Genomic DNA, 13,894 nt, shown 5'->3' with positions numbered 1-13,894 from the left:
GCGGCACTGAACGAGTTCGACCAGCTCTTCGACGGCCGCCTTACCGCCGGACGGGTATAGGCCAGTCGGACCATCCCAAAACCACTAGGCCAAAGGGCCTAAAAACACCTAAATCATGATAGACCCCGAGGGCCTTCGCTTGACGTGACGCTCGGCGACCGACGCTCGTCGTGATGCGGGGGCCTGATGGAAGTGCGTGAGCGGGAGTATTTCCTGGCAGTCGTCGACTCCGGCGGCTTCAACCGTGCCTTCGCCCTGCACGTCTCGCAGCCGTCCCTGGGCCCTGACATGGTGGTTGGCGGTCTGCCTGCAGCCACGTTGACGGACACCATGTGTGGTCACAAACGAGCGGGGCGGTGGTTCACTCGACTTTCGTCGTTCTGGCGGGCTGGTTGGGTCACGCGGCGTAGTCGGGGCTGGCTGTGGCCTATGCCTGTTGGACGGTGCGGATTTCCTGTGCAGTGGGCTGACCGGGGTGGATGGGCATAAATCGGACGGCGATGATCGTGCGGCGGAGCTTGGCGATCATGTCGGACAGTGACGGGTCGGCCTTGGTGGTGTACCAGGGCGCCTGCTCGCGGTGGTCGGCGGCGTCGCGGGGATGGTGTCCGTGGAGGACGTACCAGATGACGGTGATCGTGTAGCAGTACAGGCCGAAGGGCACGGCGCGCTCGATGGCGGCTCGGGTGCGGTTGCGGGCGTCGCCGACGCCGAGCAGGGCGCCGGCCTCGGCGCAGGTGACCTCGATCGACCAGCGCCACGTGTACCGGGCGATCAGCTTCGGGGAGGGGGTGGCCAGGTCGGTCGTGATGAGCGCGAGGCCGTAGCCGGTGTCGGTGGCGTCGTCGCGCAGGAGGATCACGCGGACGGTACGGGCGTGGAAGGACGTACCACAGGCAGGTGACCTCGGCGAGGAACACGGTGTCGGTGCGCTGATAGCGCCTGACCTCGAACGATGTGAAGACGGCGGTGGCCGCCAGCTCCTTCGCGGTGCCCAGGCGTTCGCCCTTGAGGGCGGGCCGGCCGGGCTTGCCTGTTCGTGGTGGGGCGAGGTCGTAGAGCACGGCGGTGGCGGGCAGCCGGGTGGTGAAGGTGACGTTGGCGGGCAGATGGCGCAGGGATTTGCCGTGGTAGGCGGCGTCCGCGACGACGTGCAGGCGCCGGCCGTGGTGGCAGGCGGCCAGGAAGCGGAGCATCGAGGCGGCGATGTCGACACTTGGACAGCTCTTGCCCCGGCCGCCACAGCCGGGCCGTCACCGGCAGACACACAGGCCGGGCCGGCACGGGGAGTTCAACGACCGGGCCGACCACGACGATGCAGGTCCCCCGCCCGACCGGCTTGGGCCCCTGGGCGGCACCGTCGTGCTGCCAGGCCGCACCGAACACCTTCTTCCCGCGCTGCTTGAACAGCGTGTCGTCCACCGCCACGGTCAGCACCGCGCCCTCGGCAAGGAGCTGGCGAACGATCAGGTGGGACAGGGAGATGCCCAGGATGCCCGCGTTCCAGCGAGCCCGGGAGAAGAAGGCGTGCGCCCGGTCATGGGACCAGAGCCGCGTCAAACGGCGCCGCCGAGCATCCCGGTCACCGTGGACCGGCCGGTCTGCGCGATCAACCGGGTGACCAACGCGGCGAACGTACGGAACGTCGGAGTCGTGAAGCTGCCCCCGAACCAGTTCCAGGACAGCAAGCAGCGAAGTGGGTACGGTCGGATCCGGAAGCATCGGCGGGTCCCCTCCCCGGAGGTGGCGTAAGCACCGCCGATGCTTCTCTGCTGCCCGCCGCCAACGCGGCCCAACGGCCCCACATCACCCACCCGAGCGACCCCAACGACGATCAACGAAAACGTCGAAAGTCGAGTAACTGCCCGGCCTTGGGGAAACTTCAGGATCACCCTGCCCCTGCGGCCGGAACAGGGCCCCGGGCTCCAGGCGACCTGCGCCCTGCCGGAGGCACCGCAGACCGGTGAGCGGGTGGGCGTCACGTTCGCGGCGGACGAGGTGGTGGCGCTGCCCGGTGTGTGACCGCCCACGGTCAGACGGTCGTCATGGAGGACCGATCGCGTACCGGACCGGCTCGGCCAGCACCCGGGTCTCGGAACCCCCGGCGGCGTGAACCGGGAGGAGGCACCTGAGCGGCTCACCGGCTGAGCAGGCCACCCGCACCGGGCGAGTCGCGGCCTCTTCGAGGACTTCCTGCCAGCGAGCGGCTGATTCTCGGCAGATCGGCGGCAAGCGGTCACAACAGGCCGTGTGACTGGGCGCTGACGATCAGCTGGGCCCGGTTGCGAGCTGCGAGCTTGTGCATCATCTCCCGGAGATACCCCTTGACGGTGTTGACCGACAGGTTCAGTTCGTCCGCGATCTCGGGGTTGGTGTGGCCGGCCGCGACGAGGCGCAGGACGTCGTACTCGCGGGCCGTGACCAGAGCGGCATGGGAGGCGGCCTGGCCGGTGCGGAAGGAGCCGTTGCGGGCGATGCTGCGGATCGCGTCGCGTACGGCCGTGCCGCCGGCGTCCTTGACGAGCAGTCCGCTGGCTCCGGCGGCCAGCGTCGGTGCGACGGCGGCGTGTTCAGGGAAGGCGGTGAAGAGCAGGACGCGGCTGTGGGGGCTGACCCGGTGCACCGCCGGGACGACCTCGGCGGCGAGGCGGTCGGGGAGGCGGAGGTCGAGCAGGACGACGTCGGGCTGTTCCCGCGCGCATAGCGCGACGGCTTCGGCGCCGGTCTCGGCGTGGCCGACGACGGCCAGGTCGGAGTACCCGTTCAGCTGCGCCGCGACGCCGTCGTGGACGACCGGGTGATCGTCCACGACCACGATCCGCGTCGGGTGGGTGGTCAGCATGGAAGTTGCGCCCGCCAGATCGTGCCGCCGTCCGGGTCCGGCACGACGCGGACGGAGCCGCCCAGCCGGCCGAGGGCCTCGGCGGTCTTGGTGAGGCCGAGGCCCGGTTGGTGGTCCGGGGCCAGTCCGATGCCGTCGTCGTGCAGGGCGACGGTCAGCAGTGGGCCGCTGCGCCGGACCGACACGGTCACGGCGCTGGCGCGGGCGTGTTTCTCGACGTTCAGCAGGGCTTCCCGTACCGCTGTCAGTAGCACCTCCGACCGGGACGGGGGCAGCTCGGGCGGGTCCTCGTCCAGGACCACGAGTTCGGCCGGGACGCCGGTGCGGTCGGCGAAGGCCGCGCAGTCGGCGCGCAGGGCGACGCCGAGGGCCAGAGCAGCGGGGGAGGAGTGCAGCGTGCGCAGGGACTCGCGCAGGGCGGTGGTGGCGTCCGCGGCCTGGCGCTGGAGGCGGTCCAGCCGGGCGCGCAGGCCAGGATCGGCGCTCGCGGCGTCGGCGAGATCGGCCATACCGGACCCGATGGCGAACAGCAGCGCGCCCACACTGTCGTGGAGGTCGGCTGCGAGCCGCCGTCGCTCCTCGTGGACCGCGATCTCCCGGGTCAGGCGGGCGCGGTCGGCGATCGACACGGCGAGGGCGGCCTGTGCGGCCACCGCCGAGACGCGTTCGATCTCGCGGTCCCCGAAGGTCCCGTCGCGGCGGGGGCCGACGGCGAGGACGCCCAGCGACTGGCCGTCCCGGAGCAGGGGCACGGCCAGGACCCGGCGCATCCCCTCGGCGGCGATCTGCTGGTCGAAGGTATGGGTGATCTCGGCGCTGGCGAAGTAGTCGTCGACCCACTCCGCCCGGCCCGACCGGTGCGCCTTGCCGGTCAGTCCCGTGCCCGGCGGCACTCGCAGCGCGCGCAGCATCCCGGTCCGGTCGCCGACCACTTGTTCCAGGGAGAGCGCCCCCTCCGCGCCGGGCCGGGCCGCCCACACCACCTCCGAATCACCGGCGAGGAGCGCGAGGGCGCGGCGCAAGGCTTCCCCACGGTCCAGTGCCGCGAGGAGTTCCGCGTACTGCTCGCCGAGCTGCAGCAGGGGGTGGTCGGGCATGCCGTCATCAAACACCGCACCTGCCGTCCATGTCACGGCTCGAACCGTTTGATCAGCTCCCGCCGCATGATCTTTCCGGTGGACGTCTTGGGCAGGTCGTCGACGAAGCGGACCGCGCGCGGCCGTTTGTATGCCGCCAGCGACTGTCCGGCGAAGGCGAGCAGCTCCTCCTCGGTGGCGTGCGCTCCCGCAGCGAGGACCACGTAAGCGCACGCCAGCTCGCCCTTGACCGGGTCCGGTACCGGACCCGCGGCGACCATGGCGACTGCGGGGTGTGCGGCGAGGACCCGCTCGATCTCGGCCGGGTACACGTTGTAACCCCCGGTGATGATCATGTCCTTGCGGCGGTCGACGATGAAGACGTGCCCGGTGTCGGTCATGGAGGCGATGTCGCCGGTGTGAAGCCAGCCGTCCGGCTCGATGGCCTCGGCAGTGGCCTGCGGGTTGTTGTGGTAGCCGAGCATGACGATCGGGCCCCGCACCATGAGCTCGCCGGGTGCCCCGCGGGCAGCGTCGCGCGCGACGTCGTCCAGGTCCGCGATGCGCACCTCCACACCGGGCACGGACACGCCGATCGAGCCGGGGACGGGCGGGGCGTGCAGGGCATGGGTGGTGCCCACTCCCGCGACCTCGGTCATCCCCCACAGCTCGATCAGCGGGGCGCCGGAGCGGGCCTGCCACCGCTCGATCGTCGACAGCGGGATGGTCTGCCCGCCGACGGTGCAGCGGGTCAGGGACGTCAGGTCGGCCGACTCCAGTGCCGCGTCGGCGAGCATCATCGCGTACATCGCGGGCACGCCCTCGAACATCGTCGCGGAGTGCTCGCCGATCAGCCGCAGCGCCTCGGCCGGGTGGAACCGCTCCATGAGCACCACGGTGCCGCCGGCCAGAAAGGTGCCGTTGATCACCACGTTTCCGTAGACGTGCGGGGCGGGCAGGGCCGTCACCACGACGTCCGCGGACGTACGGCCGTGCATGGTCGCGGTCAGCGCGCAGTTCGTCACCACCGCGCGATGGCTCTGCACCGCTCCCTTGGGGTGCCCGGTGGTGCCGGAGGTGTAGCCGATCGTGCAGGGAGCGGCCGGGTCCGCCGCGACGGCGGGCACCGGTCCGTCGGAGGCGAGCAGTTCGGCGAACCCCACCGCACCCTCCGGCGGATCGTCGAACGCGACGACCATGCCCAGGCCCGGTAGATCCCGGGTCAGGGCGAGGACATCGGCTGCCTGCTCCGCGCTGGTGAACACCGCCGCGGCGGCGCAGTCACGCAGGACGAACGCCAGCTCCTCGGGAGTGAGCATGACGTTCACCGGGTTGACCACCGAGCCCGCCTTGAGCGCCCCGTGGTAGGCCACCACCCACTCCCACCGGTTCTGCGCGTACAGCGACACCGGCTGCCCCGGCCGCACGCCGCGCGCGGCCAACGCCGCCGCGACCCGGTCACTCTCCGCGTCGAGTTCGCGGAACGTCATCGTGCGAGCCGCCGTCACCAGGGCGACCTTGTCGGCGTATCGCGCCGCCGCACGGCGCAGGATGCCTCCTGGCGAGACCACGTCGTCCACCGTGCACCTCCTCATCGTCTGGGCAGAGAAGACCGCAGATCCGCCCGGCCCGGCAGACCCGAACGGGTGGGTGCTGTGAGGACCGACCCCCCATTCGGGTGTGCCGAGGCCGGGTTCGCCCTGAAAGGGTGCGGTGATCCCGCGACGACGCACTGTGAAGGAGGCCGGCACATGGACGTGACGGTCGAGAGCAATGTCCCTGCCACCATGCGTGACGGCACCGTTCTGCGGGCCGACGTCCACCGGCCCACCTCGGGTGGCCCGTACCCCGTGCTGCTGGCCCGTCTGCCCTACGGGAAGAGCGTCCCGATGATGGCCACCATGATGGATCCGCTCGGTCTGGCACGAGGCGGGTTCATCGTCGTGATCCAGGACACCCGGGGCCGGTCCGCCTCGGACGGCGAGTGGGAGCCGTGGACGTACGAGGGGGACGACGGCTACGACACCGTGCGCTGGGCTGCCGCACTCCCCGGCTCCAACGGCCGGGTCGGCATGATCGGGGGCAGCTACTTCGGCAACACCCAGTGGATGGCCGCGCTGTCCAAGCCCCCGGAGCTGAAGGCCATCGCCCCCCAGATCACCTGGTCCGAACCGGACGACGGGCTCTTCGCCCGCGGCGGGGCCGTCGAGCTGGGCATCACCCTGCCGTGGTCGCTCATGGTGGGGGTGGACACCCTGATGCGTCGGCACGCCGACGACCCCGCCGCCCTGGGGCCGGCGCTGGGGGCGCTGGTCCACGACCTGGACCAGGCCGCCCCATCCGGCTACTGGGAACTTCCGGCCGGCCGCCACCCCGCCTTTCAGCGCCACGGCATCCAGGAACTCGGCTTTGAACACGCGCTGCGGGATCCTGAGTGGAGTGCGGCGTGCCGGGTCGCGGGGCGTCAGGCGGAGGTCGACCTGCCCAGCCTGAACCTGGGCGGCTGGTACGACATCTTCTGCCAGGGCACGTTGGACAACTACGCCGAGAGCCGCGCGGCGGGGCGACCGGCCACGCTGATCATGGGTCCCTGGGCACACATGAACCGCACGGGACAGATCGGCGACGTCAACTTCGGGATGGCAGCGAGCACCGACCTCCTCGGTTTCCGCGGCACGCTCACCGACGTCCAGAGCGCGTGGTTCCGGCAGTGGCTCACCCCCGACGCCACCCCGTCCCGGCCCGAGCTGCCGCCGGTGCTGCTCTTCGTCATGGGAAGGAACGAGTGGCGCGAGGAGCGGGAATGGCCGCTGTCCCGTGCCGTGGACACGGACCTGTTCCTGCGCGCGGACGGCGCCCTCGCCTTCGGGTCCTCGCAGGCCGACGAGGGCGCTGACACGTACGTGTACGATCCGGCGGATCCGGTGCCGACGACGGGCGGCGCGACCTTGCTGTCCAGCGAGTACCGACCGGGCCCGCTGGACCAGGCGCGGGTGGAGGCCAGGGAGGACGTGCTGGTGTACACCAGCGAGCCGCTGGCCGAGGACCTGGAGGTCACCGGCCGGGTCCGGGCCTTCCTGCATGCGGCGACCGACGCGCCCTCGACGGACTGGGTGGTCCGGCTGTGCGACGTCGACCTCGAGGGCGTGTCCCTCAACGTGGTCGACGGGATCGTACGGGTGGAGGCCACACCTGCTGAATTCGCCGAGCACGCCGTGGACCTATGGTCCACCAGCTACGTGTTCCGCGCCGGTCACCGGCTGCGCGTCCACGTCACCTCCAGCAGCTTCCCGCGCTGGGACCGCAACCTCAACACCGGCGAACCCGTCGACAGCGGCACGGACTTCCGCCCGGCCCGCCAGGAGATCGCCCACGACGCCGCACGACCCTCACGCCTCGTCCTCCCGGTCGTCCGATCCTGACCCCCTCCCATGACGTCAGGCCACTTCTGAGCGGAAGCCCTGCACGGCGTCGGTGAGTCCCCCGGATTCACCGACGCGTCCTCCGGTCTCAACGAATAGGCGCGCATGCGCTACTCGCCCTCGGAAGTCGTCGGCCGTCCCGCCGCCGACCTGCTGTGCGGTCGGTTGGCCGAAAGCGCCGGGCGTGCTCTGGTCACCCGCTCGCCGTGGAACAGCGTGACCGAGCTTCGATACCGGAAAGGCAACAGTGATCCCGGGCCTTGTCGTGCCTCCTGCGGTGGATGAAAACTCGTTGGTGCACGCCCCGCTGACGCCGGGACTCTGTGGTGCCCTGGAGCCCGATCAACAGTGTGGCGCGGGAGACCTGGGGCACGTGATGTGGTTGCTGCGAGCACGAACCTCAGACTCTTCAAGAAGGGGCCTCCCACGGGGCGAGTGCAGCAGAGCGCGGACACCGCACGGCAGGGAGGGGTCATGGAGAAGGTCGTCGATCGCTGTGCCGGGCTGGACGTCCACCGCGACACCGTGGTGGCATGCGTCCGCGTCCCGGAGGAACCCGCCGAGGGCGTCACCCAGACCTTCGGCACCATCTGGCCGGGCCTGCTCGCGCTGCGGGACTGGCTGAGCGCCTATCAGGTCACCCTGATCGGGATGGAATCGACCGGCGTCTACTGGAAGCCCGTGTACTACGCGCTGGAGGACGCGGCCGAGTGCTGGCTGCTGAACGCCTGACACATGTGCAACGTCCCCGGCCGCAAGACCGATGTCGCCGACGCCGCCTGGATCGCCCAGCTCATCCAGCCTGGGCTGGTCGAACCGAGCTTCGTGCCGCCCAAGGACATCCGCGAGGCGAGGATGTTCACCCGCTACCACAAGGCCCAGATCGACGAGCGCGGCCGCGAGGCCCAGCGCCTGGACAAGGTCCTGCAGGACGCCGGGATCAAGCTGTCCTGGGGCCGCCCTGCACGAGTGCGCCATGGCCGCGATCCGCTCCAAGGGCACCTACCTGCACGCCCAGTACAAGCGGATCAAGCCCCGACGCGGCCATGCCAGAGCGATCAAGGCGGTGGAACACTCCATCGTCGTCGCGATCTACCACATGCTCGACCGCGGCCAGCCATACCACGACCAGGGCACCGACTACTTCACCCACCTCGATTCCCCCGACCGCCAGGCCGCCCATCACCTCGCCAAACTCCGCGAACTCGGCTACCAGATCACCGCCGAACCTTCCGCAGTCTGACGTTCAACTGCGGGAGGTTTTCACCTCAGCGTCACCGTAGAGCTGCTTGCCGTGCCCACGGCACGAGGCGGCGGAGCGCTGCGGTGGTCCCTGGTGGCGGTCGCGGGAGTCGAGCGCTGCCTCCGTGAGGAAGACCTCCTCACGGACTGGGCGTTCAAGTAAGTCACCGTGCGTCATCGGGATCTACGACCGGGACGGTCGCCTTCTCAGGATGAGCGACGTCAGCGCAGTTACTCGGAGGCCGGAGAACTGATCTTCGCCGCGCTGAAGAGAGGTGGGCCACGGAACATGCAGGCCTCTGTACGGACGCCGGGCGAAGCCCCGCCCTCATGCATTCAGCCCTGCGCCTCCATGGCCAGAGCCTCGCTCCGGCCGGCCACGAGCAGAGAGAAGAGACCGGAAAACACAAGAGTTCCATCCTGTTTCACCAAGCGCGCCTCACTGGTCACCACTGCGGCCCCGCCACCGGGCCGAGGCTGGATGTCGACGACTTCGGATTCCGCACATACCGCGTCGTCCAGATACACAGGTGCCCGGAACCGAACCTTGTCCATGCCGTAGAAGCACTGCAGGTAGCTCGGATGGAGTTCCACCAGACCGAGCAGCGTCGACATCATCAGGGCACCGTGCGCGATTCGCTGACCGAAGCGCGTCCTCGCGGCGTATTCAGGATCCAGATGCAGTGGATGCCGGTCTCCCGTCAGGTCGGCGAAGCCACGGACATAGTCTTCGGTGACCGTCCGGAATCCCGTCTTCACAATGTCACCGATCCGAATGTCCTCATAGCTGGTGGATATCAAGACAGATCCTTTCCGATTTCTCTGAGCCGACCGCGGGGGTGCCGGCAGGCCGAGATGCTCGCAGGACGGCGAACGCCGTCCTCATCTCTACGTGTCGCGGCTGCCGGGTCCTCACCTGTCGCCGCTCGGCTGAGGGCGTACATCGAGGCCGTGGCGGCTGGTCCGCTGCTCTGCCAGCGCCCGCACGGTACGGGAGGCGCTGGGGCGGCCCAACTGCTCAGCCATCCAGGTGCTGGTGTCGACGAGCGCCCCGAGGTCGACGCCGGTGTGGATGCCGAGGCCGTTCAGCATCCACACCAGATCCTCGGTGGCGAGGTTTCCTGTGGCGCTCTTGGCGTACGGGCACCCCCCGAGCCCGCCGGCCGAGGCGTCCACCACGGTGATGCCGGCCTGGAGGGCAGCCAGGGTGTTGGACAGCGCCTGCCCGTAGGTGTCGTGGAAATGCACGGCCAGCCGGTCCGGGCCGACACCCGCGGTATCGAGCGCGGCGATCAGCTCATGCACCTGGCCCGGGGTGGCCACACCGATGGTGTCCCCCAAGCTCAGCTCGTCGCAGCCCAGTTCAGCCAGTCGACAGGCCACCTCGGCCACCTGACCGACCGGCACCCTCCCCTCCCAGGGATCGCCGTAACACATGGACAGGTAGCCGCGCACACGCAGGCCATGCTCCGCGGCCCGCCGCACCACGGGAGCGAACATCTCCAGTGACTCGGCGACCGTACGGTTCAGGTTGCGGCGGGCGAACTCCTCGGTCGCGCTGGCGAAGACAGCCACATGCCGGACTCCGAGGCCAAGGGCCCGGTCCAACCCGCGCTCGTTGGGGACGAGTACCGGCAGGTCGAGTGGGTGCAGCGCGGGCTCGGCGGCCAGGGCGGCGACGAGGTCGGCCGCGTCGGCGAGCTGCGGCACCCATGCCGGCGGCACGAAGCTCGTCACTTCGATCGTCGTCAGGCCGACGGTGGCCAGGCGCCGGATGAACTCGGCCTTGACCTCCACCGGCACGATCGTGGACTCGTTCTGCAGGCCGTCCCGGGGCCCTACCTCATGGATGCGGACAGACGAGGGCAGCCCAGGATGCGGTGTCTCGCTCGGCAGCACGTGTGCGGCTTCGGCACGTCCGCTTGTTCGTATGGGTGGCGTCATGCGGCAGTCTCCTCATTCCCGGATGTGTGCGCTCCCGCTGCGAAATGCCTCAAGCACCTCGGCACCAAGTCCTTGGGCCGAGGGCGGCGTGAACCGTAGCCCGACGGCGGGGAAAGCGTCGAAAGTTAGTTAACGTTAACTCACATCGATAGGCTAATGTGCGTTAACCGCGACGTCCAGGGACTGCGGGCTCAGCCAGGTGTCACCGGTTCCGTTCGGCGCGCTCCCTCCCCCTTCATGAAGGAGCAGCAATGGCAGAGCACGCCGACGACGTCCGCATCGAAGACGGCATCGCCACCCTCACCCTCGACTCGCCGGGCAATCGCAACGCTCTGTCAGCCGCCCTGGTGGAACAGGTGCACGCCGGCCTGGCCCGGGCCGCGGCCGACGAATCCGTTCGCGCGATCGTCCTCACCCACACCGGGCCGACGTTCTGCGCGGGCGCGGACCTCAAGGAAGCCGCGCAGGGCGGCATGCAGCAGGGCGCTGAGACGTTGCTGGGGTTGCTGCGGCGGATCGTGGAGACACCGGTCCCCGTCATAGCGCACCTGAAGGGCAATGCCCGGGCCGGTGGACTGGGCATCGTCGCGGCCGCCGACATCGCGGTGGCGCCCGCCGACACGACCTTCTCCTTTTCCGAGGTCCGTCTCGGTCTGGCGCCCGCCATCATCTCCCTCACCGTCCTGCCCCGCATCGACGAACGGGCAGCCGGACGTTACTTCTTGACGGGTGAGACGTTCGACGGCGTCACGGCGGAGAGCATGGGCTTGCTGACCGAGGCTCCGCGTGACGCGGCGGCTGCGGAGAACGTCATCCGGGACATCGTCAGCGCTCTGCGGCTGTGTTCCCGGCAGGGTCTGGTCGAGTCCAAGAAGCTGACCACAGCTCGGATGCGCGATGTGTTCAACAAGCAGGGTGGTGCCATGGTCAGCCTCTCCGCCGACCTCTTCGCGTCCGAGGAGGCCGCGGAAGGCATGCGCGCCTTCCGCGAACGCCGGCCGCCGCGCTGGGCGCTGTCTCGCTGACAACATGCGGCTGTTCCTTGGTGCGCCGCGAGTTGCGGGCACCAAGGAACGGCCGCGCCACCGAGGACGCCTTCTGCACCGTCGATCATCTCCACGGCCTCATCAGCGGCGGCTCACCCAGCAACCAGCTCCGCATGCAACTGGAGTCTTACGTCCTGGCAGCCCGTCTCGAAGACGTCGTCGACGCCGCCAACACCCGCCTGTCACGCATGTCCCACCACCGCTTCACCCTCGTTCACTCCGATGACAGAGCCGCCCGAGGCGCCAAGTCAGGCCTGGACCTCAAGGTCCTCGACGCCTGGAGCGGACACAAACGCCACACGGACACCCTCTCCGGCGGCGAATCCTTCTACGTCTCCCTGGCCCTCGCCCTGGGCCTGGCCGACATCGTCACCGCCGAAGCCGGCGGCCAGGCACTGGACACCCTCTTCATCGACGAAGGCTTCGGGACCCTCGACGAAGACACCCTCCACCAAGTCCTCGACGTCCTGGACTCCCTACGCGCCCACGACCGCACCGTCGGACTCATCAGCCACGTCCCCGAACTACGCCGCCGCATCACCCAATGCCTGCACATCTCCAAGAACATCGACGGCTCCACCCTCACACACCTGACCGAAGCGGCCGAATGGCCCCACGACGGACGCCGGACCCGCCCTCGCCGACGAAAACGCAAGCCCCAGGCCGCGCACACTCACCGATCTTCAACCCGCCGTCGGCCCAAGGCGTAGCCACAACCGCCGGGGCTGCCCGTGCCCCTCTCGGCCCCGCCGAGAAAGGCAGCCCCACAGCGCCCCACGTCGAAAGCCGCCCATCCCTGAAGGCACCCGACCTGCCTCCCAGAAGGAGCGCATCGAACACGTACTACTTCATGCCATTTCTGCATGTGATTAAAGCGACGGAAACAGAGCAATGCGATCCATGAGCACCTGCATCGGCCACCACAGCCGTACCAGAACACGCCAGTCCAGTCCGCATGACAGGAGTTTCCGCAGACCCGAGAACCACTTTCTCGCATGTTCGAACACCGCCGGACCCATGACCGCATCACGGCGCGTTTTCGAGGCACTGCCAAGGCCTCCACTGATCAAACCGGCGGATTTGTCAGTGCCCGCTGCTACACCGAATCCCAGAGATCAGACCGCAGTTGGCGGCCTGGCGACACGGAGGAGGAAGCAGTGGCGAAGCCGCCCGAGGGCTACTACAAGGTGCGAAGTCATTACCGACGCAAACCCCGCCCCAGCGCGAAGAAACTGAGCGGCTGGTCGATCGCAGGGCTGATCGCGGTGGTGTGGCTATGGAGCCAGCTCATCGGCTTCGGAGAGGCCTCCCCGACAACACCGCAAACCCCTACACCATCAGTGTCAGCGAGCGTGGGCCACTGATGCCCCGCCGCTCGCCCCGGCTACGCCCACCCCGCGGCGGCAGGGAACAGGCCGCCGCCGCGGCCGTCGCCTGCGCCGCACTCTGGCTGCTGGCCAAGATCGCCACAGCCACATGGCAGGCAGCCGTCCGCATCTGGCCGTTGCTCGCCCTCCTTGCGGCTCACGCCCTGGGGTACGCAGCCTGGAAATTCATGCGCGAGGCACGGGCCCAGAAAGTGCGAGCCCAGACGCTGGCCCGGCTGCGTATCACACTCGCACAACTCGACGCCATGGACGACCAGGCCTTCGAATTCGCCCTGCGTGACCTGCTCCTCCGGGACGGCTGGAACGCACGACAGGTCGGCCGACAAGGAGACCAGGCCGCAGACGTCATCGGCGAGGACCGCCAACGCGGCAGAATCGTCCTGCAGGCCAAGCACACCACCGTCGCCGGCAAAGTCGGCTCATCAGTGATGTACCAGGTCAAAGGCACCGCAGGCCCCGCGCACGGAGCCGACACCGCAGTCGTGGTCACCAACGGCTCCTTCACCCGGGACGCCAAAACATGGAGCGAACGCCACCAGGTGCACTGGGTCGACCGGGACCGGCTGCGCCGGTGGGCCGAACACGGCACGCCCCTGCAAGACCTTCTGCGGCTGCCCACGGCTGGCAAGACACCCCTCCGCCGGGCCGCATGAAGAAGCGCGCGCGTTCACGGATTCTTGCAGGGGCGAACCGCTGAACCCGCGCGTTGTCCCCTGGTTGGGGACAGGAACGGGGGCGGGTTCGTCCGTGCCTGCAGGGATGAGGGCTCGTACGCGGCGGACTCTTCGGGGGCCGTGTCGTCTTTTTGATGGTGTCCCTCGTCGTGGTGTATGCGATCAACTGGCGGGCTTGTTCGGTGTGTTGGGTAGTGCGGGGGCGCTTTCGGGGAGTTCACGGTAGAGCTCGTCCATGCTGCCTTCGGGGAGGTAGCGGC

13 protein-coding genes and 2 pseudogenes are annotated in these 13,894 nt (G+C 69.2%); 7 read left to right on the top strand and 8 right to left on the bottom strand.

Annotation, left to right across the window (positions count from 1 at the left end; genetic code table 11):
• Window positions 1-186 precede the first annotated feature (186 nt).
• A pseudogene (locus ACTWQR_RS54030) lies at window positions 187-279 on the top strand (LysR family transcriptional regulator); the annotation flags it as partial.
• 148 nt (window positions 280-427) lie between these two features.
• Here the strand turns inward: ACTWQR_RS54030 and ACTWQR_RS54025 are convergent.
• The 6 genes from ACTWQR_RS54025 to ACTWQR_RS54000 form a co-directional block, all read right to left on the bottom strand.
• Window positions 428-862, bottom strand: coding sequence for a hypothetical protein (locus tag ACTWQR_RS54025; RefSeq protein WP_443234718.1), 435 nt, complete (start codon window positions 860-862; stop codon window positions 428-430).
• Window positions 859-1,560, bottom strand: coding sequence for a transposase (locus tag ACTWQR_RS54020; protein ID WP_443234717.1), 702 nt, complete (start codon window positions 1,558-1,560; stop codon window positions 859-861). Before ACTWQR_RS54020 ends, ACTWQR_RS54025 begins: the two co-directional genes overlap by 4 nt.
• Complete coding sequence (locus ACTWQR_RS54015; protein WP_443234716.1) at window positions 1,557-1,688, bottom strand: hypothetical protein; 132 nt, start codon at window positions 1,686-1,688, stop codon at window positions 1,557-1,559. The genes ACTWQR_RS54020 and ACTWQR_RS54015 overlap by 4 nt, the downstream gene beginning before the upstream one ends.
• 548 nt (window positions 1,689-2,236) lie before the next feature.
• Complete coding sequence (locus tag ACTWQR_RS54010; RefSeq protein ID WP_443234715.1) at window positions 2,237-2,842, bottom strand: response regulator transcription factor; 606 nt, start codon at window positions 2,840-2,842, stop codon at window positions 2,237-2,239.
• Window positions 2,836-3,939, bottom strand: coding sequence for a GAF domain-containing sensor histidine kinase (locus ACTWQR_RS54005; protein WP_443234714.1), 1,104 nt, complete (start codon window positions 3,937-3,939; stop codon window positions 2,836-2,838). The genes ACTWQR_RS54010 and ACTWQR_RS54005 overlap by 7 nt, the downstream gene beginning before the upstream one ends.
• Window positions 3,940-3,971: 32 nt before the next feature.
• On the bottom strand, window positions 3,972-5,498 hold the full coding sequence (locus tag ACTWQR_RS54000) for a class I adenylate-forming enzyme family protein (RefSeq protein ID WP_443234713.1): 1,527 nt from the start codon (window positions 5,496-5,498) through the stop codon (window positions 3,972-3,974).
• A 171-nt stretch (window positions 5,499-5,669) separates the two neighbouring features.
• Between ACTWQR_RS54000 and ACTWQR_RS53995 the strand changes: the two genes are divergently transcribed.
• The 3 genes and pseudogenes from ACTWQR_RS53995 (at window position 5,670) to ACTWQR_RS53985 (ending at window position 8,583) form a co-directional block, all read left to right on the top strand.
• Complete coding sequence (locus ACTWQR_RS53995; protein ID WP_443234712.1) at window positions 5,670-7,340, top strand: CocE/NonD family hydrolase; 1,671 nt, start codon at window positions 5,670-5,672, stop codon at window positions 7,338-7,340.
• Between the two features lie 474 nt (window positions 7,341-7,814).
• Window positions 7,815-8,213 (top strand): annotated as a pseudogene (locus ACTWQR_RS53990) (IS110 family transposase); the annotation flags it as partial.
• Window positions 8,214-8,316: 103 nt separating this feature from the next.
• Window positions 8,317-8,583: a hypothetical protein gene (locus ACTWQR_RS53985; protein WP_443234719.1), complete on the top strand. Its 267-nt coding sequence runs from the start codon at window positions 8,317-8,319 to the stop codon at window positions 8,581-8,583.
• A gap of 335 nt (window positions 8,584-8,918) precedes the next feature.
• Here ACTWQR_RS53985 and ACTWQR_RS53980 read toward each other — a convergent pair whose 3' ends face one another.
• Window positions 8,919-9,383, bottom strand: coding sequence for a MaoC/PaaZ C-terminal domain-containing protein (locus ACTWQR_RS53980; protein ID WP_443234711.1), 465 nt, complete (start codon window positions 9,381-9,383; stop codon window positions 8,919-8,921).
• Window positions 9,384-9,494: 111 nt separating this feature from the next.
• Window positions 9,495-10,526 (bottom strand): hydroxymethylglutaryl-CoA lyase, encoded by a 1,032-nt coding sequence (locus ACTWQR_RS53975; protein ID WP_443234710.1) that lies wholly within the window; start codon window positions 10,524-10,526, stop codon window positions 9,495-9,497.
• Between the two features lie 251 nt (window positions 10,527-10,777).
• Between ACTWQR_RS53975 and ACTWQR_RS53970 the strand changes: the two genes are divergently transcribed.
• The 3 genes from ACTWQR_RS53970 (at window position 10,778) to ACTWQR_RS53960 (ending at window position 13,613) form a co-directional block, all read left to right on the top strand.
• Entirely contained in the window at window positions 10,778-11,551 is a 774-nt protein-coding gene (locus ACTWQR_RS53970; protein ID WP_443234709.1) for an enoyl-CoA hydratase family protein, read from the top strand.
• Between the two features lie 32 nt (window positions 11,552-11,583).
• A complete protein-coding gene (locus ACTWQR_RS53965) occupies window positions 11,584-12,282 on the top strand; it encodes an SbcC/MukB-like Walker B domain-containing protein (protein ID WP_443234708.1) in 699 nt (232 codons plus the stop codon).
• 653 nt (window positions 12,283-12,935) lie between these two features.
• A complete protein-coding gene (locus tag ACTWQR_RS53960; RefSeq protein ID WP_443234707.1) occupies window positions 12,936-13,613 on the top strand; it encodes a restriction endonuclease in 678 nt (225 codons plus the stop codon).
• Window positions 13,614-13,894 lie beyond the last annotated feature (281 nt).

It is taken from the genome of Streptomyces sp. 2A115, assembly GCF_052245575.1.
In the GTDB taxonomy this organism is placed as follows: Bacteria; Actinomycetota; Actinomycetes; order Streptomycetales; family Streptomycetaceae; genus Streptomyces.
Note: the sequence above shows the minus strand (reverse complement) of the source record. Positions and strands in the feature narration are given on the sequence as shown.

What these genes read in the sequence shown, in the direction of transcription:
- ACTWQR_RS53995 (WP_443234712.1), top strand. Translation starts at nt 5,670, where the DNA reads ATGGACGTGACGGTCGAGAGCAATGTCCCTGCCACCATGCGTGACGGC.
- ACTWQR_RS53970 (WP_443234709.1), top strand. Translation starts at nt 10,778, where the DNA reads ATGGCAGAGCACGCCGACGACGTCCGCATCGAAGACGGCATCGCCACC.
- ACTWQR_RS54010 (WP_443234715.1), bottom strand. Translation starts at nt 2,842, where the DNA reads ATGCTGACCACCCACCCGACGCGGATCGTGGTCGTGGACGATCACCCG.
- ACTWQR_RS54005 (WP_443234714.1), bottom strand. Translation starts at nt 3,939, where the DNA reads ATGCCCGACCACCCCCTGCTGCAGCTCGGCGAGCAGTACGCGGAACTC.
- ACTWQR_RS53960 (WP_443234707.1), top strand. Translation starts at nt 12,936, where the DNA reads ATGCCCCGCCGCTCGCCCCGGCTACGCCCACCCCGCGGCGGCAGGGAA.
- ACTWQR_RS53975 (WP_443234710.1), bottom strand. Translation starts at nt 10,526, where the DNA reads ATGACGCCACCCATACGAACAAGCGGACGTGCCGAAGCCGCACACGTG.
- ACTWQR_RS53985 (WP_443234719.1), top strand. Translation starts at nt 8,317, where the DNA reads ATGGCCGCGATCCGCTCCAAGGGCACCTACCTGCACGCCCAGTACAAG.